Genomic DNA, 2677 nt, shown 5'->3' with positions numbered 1-2677 from the left:
GACGGGGGGCTGGGAGCGCTCTTAAAATCCGCTCAGTCAGGGTTCGAGTCCCTGCTGGGGCACCACGAAAAACCCCGGGATCTTGCGGTTTTTGGCCGGTCCATGGAGGGCCGGGAGGGTCGGCCGGGGGCGTTTGGTGGGAGTTTTGGTGGGAGTTGAGGCGGCGCGGGTCCTCGGGAGACGCGATCGGCCACGGTTGGGAATGACGGCCCACCGCGGCCGGTTGGGAGATGATGTAGGCAGCGACGCGATGAAGGGAGGATGCAGATGCTGATCAAGGATGCGGCGAGGCTCCAGGCCGAGAACACTCTCCGCACATACTGGCCGTCGGGCCGTTTCCCGGTCGATGTCGCGAAGATTGCGCTCAGCATGGGGATCCGGGTCCACATGGCCGACCTCCCGCACAACACGTCGGGCATGATCATCAAGCACGCCAACGATGACGCAACGATCTACTTCGACCGCCACGACAGCCCGCAGCGGCAGAATTTCACCTGTGCACATGAGCTCGGCCACTTCGTCGAGCGGTCGACCAGGTCGAAGCCGGACGAGGATTTCCAGTTCGTCGATCTGCGCTCGAAGAACAGGCATGACGCCCATGAGTTCTACGCCAACGAGTTCGCTGCGAACCTGCTGATGCCGGAGGCCGCGGTCCGCCAGCAGCACCGCGTCATGCGCTCGACCATTGAACTGGCCGAGTACTTCGGCGTCTCACTGCCGGCCATGAAGCTGAGGCTCTCCAAACTCGGGCTGCCGGCGGCCTAGGGTGCCAGCCGAGGACGGTCCGCCCTGGGACGACTCTGTACCGCCCCCCGAGTATGCGGACTTCTCGGACCTCGAAGACGAGGACTTCTCAGACTTCGACGGCGCCTTCGACAATGAGCTCGACGACGTCGACGTTGAAGGTCCGCCAGAGGGCAACGGGGGAGCAGCCGTCCCGTCAGAGCCTGTCGCCGGTCCAGGGCCTACGCTCGGAGGAACGCCGGCGGAGCGGATGCAGAGCGCGCGTGCCCAGCAGATGGAGCAGTCCAACGAGCTCCGGAGCCCGTTCTTCATCTGGGCCATGCGAGCGGCGGGGATCATCGTCGGGCTCAACTTCGGCGTGATGAGCTTGTATATCTGGTCGCAGTGGGGCCATCTCTCGGACGCAGTGATGGTTGCGTGGATATCCGCCACAGTGGTGAAGATCCTCGGGATCGTCTTCATCATCGCCAGGTACCTTTTCCCGACGGGCAGCGGCACGGCTGACTGAGGTCAGCGGGCGCGCCGCCGGCGGAAGGCGTCCATGCTCAGGACCTCGGCGTTCGCTGGATCGGGGGCAGGGTCCGCAGGCGGGGCCCAGAGGGCGGCGCCGATACGCTTGGCGGCCTCGGCCTTGAGCTCGTCGACGACGTGCTGGTAGCGCTTGAGCATGCTCGAGGTGGACCAGCCCATGATGTCCATGACCACGCGCGGGTCGACGCCCATCACGAGCAGGGTCGTCGCGGCGGTGTGCCGGGCGTCGTGGACGCGGACCTCGGGGACGCCGTTGGCGGCGAGGAACTTCTTCCAGTCCTCCCAGTCGTCCTGTGCGTTGATCGGGCGGCCGAAGCGGTTCGTGAAGACAAGGTCGAGGGTGACGCCGTTGGCCGAGGTGAATCCGGTCCAGCGGTCGCCTTCCTCGAGCCGCACGCGCTCCTGGTACTCCTTGAGCCGCTCGAGCGCGGCGACGATCTGCTCGGGCAGGATCGGCTCGCGCTCGCCGGCAGTGGACTTCGGCTTTCCGACGAACCTCCCGCCGGAGTGCTTCTGCGGGCAGAAGTGCGCTCGCTTGCCGCACACGGGCTCCTTGCCCTCGGGCGAGCATCCGTGCTTCCACGGGCGGGGCTCGATGGTGCGGTCGATCGTGATCTTGCCGGTGCGTAGGTCTACACGGTCCCAAGCGAGGGCGAGCCGCTCCGCCTGTCGGAGGCCGAGCGCGAGGTTGAGGAGCCAGCGGGCGCCGTCCTCGAGCTTCTCGGCGGCAGCGATGAGTCGGCGCGCGTCGTCCACGCTCAGCAGGTTCGGCGTGAAGGGGGCGGGCTGCGGCGCTTCGAGCCGCTGCGCGGGGTTTGTGGCCAGCTCCTCGTACTGCACGGCGACAGTGAGGCCGCGGGAGAGGATGCGGTGCATCTGGGACACCGTTGACTCTGACCGGCCAGCCACCCGCATCTCCGAGTAGACGGCCGCGAGGTCCGCGGCTCGGATCTTGTCGAGGCGCTTCTTGGCGATCGGGCGTCCGTGGATCCAGGTGCGGATGTAGGAGCGGTAGCCGCGCTTGGTCCGCTCGCGCATCTTGGCCGGCGGGGCCATCGTGATCCATTCCTCCAGCCACGCTTCCAGCGTCGGCGCGCGGCCGCCCGTGACCAGCCCGGCGCGGGCCTTGGCGGCGAGTTCGCGTCGCAGCGACTCCGCGAGGGCCTTGTTGGGAGCGTAGCCGACCTTGCGCCGCGGCCGCCCTGTAGCGGTCCAGCCGACGACGACCTCAACCCTGAACCGGCCGTCCTTCGTCGGGTACACAGTGCCGTCGCCTGCTGCGCGCTTCTGCTTCTCCCTAGCCACAGCCATCCCCCTAAAGATGAATCCGTAGAAGTCCGATCCTACGGCTATCGCCGTCCGACGCCCCTCCCTGGGGTGGTTCCTGAGACAGAGACCGGGC

The 2677-nt window shown here is 67.2% G+C and carries 3 protein-coding genes; 2 read left to right on the top strand and 1 reads right to left on the bottom strand.

Annotated elements, in window-relative coordinates; all coding sequences use genetic code 11:
* The first annotated feature begins 261 nt into the window (after window positions 1–261).
* Both ACYVKZ_RS21055 and ACYVKZ_RS21050 read left to right on the top strand, forming a co-directional pair.
* The gene (locus ACYVKZ_RS21055; protein ID WP_460994427.1) at window positions 262–765 is read left to right on the top strand and encodes an ImmA/IrrE family metallo-endopeptidase; all 504 of its coding nucleotides are present in this window, start codon (window positions 262–264) and stop codon (window positions 763–765) included.
* A gap of 1 nt (window position 766) precedes the next feature.
* Window positions 767–1252 carry a hypothetical protein gene (locus ACYVKZ_RS21050; RefSeq protein WP_460994426.1) on the top strand — a complete coding sequence of 162 codons (486 nt, stop codon included), beginning with the start codon at window positions 767–769 and terminating at the stop codon, window positions 1250–1252.
* Window positions 1253–1254: 2 nt separating this feature from the next.
* On the opposite strand, the gene ACYVKZ_RS21045 is transcribed toward ACYVKZ_RS21050, so the two are convergent.
* On the bottom strand, window positions 1255–2580 hold the full coding sequence (locus ACYVKZ_RS21045) for a tyrosine-type recombinase/integrase (protein ID WP_460994425.1): 1326 nt from the start codon (window positions 2578–2580) through the stop codon (window positions 1255–1257).
* Between the last annotated feature and the right edge of the window lie 97 nt (window positions 2581–2677).

The organism is Sinomonas soli (genome assembly GCF_054782415.1).
This window is presented reverse-complemented; position numbering and strand designations above follow the sequence as displayed.

Excerpts from the sequence above, each read along its gene's own strand:
- ACYVKZ_RS21055 (WP_460994427.1), top strand. The coding sequence starts at position 262 with ATGCAGATGCTGATCAAGGATGCGGCGAGGCTCCAGGCCGAGAACACT.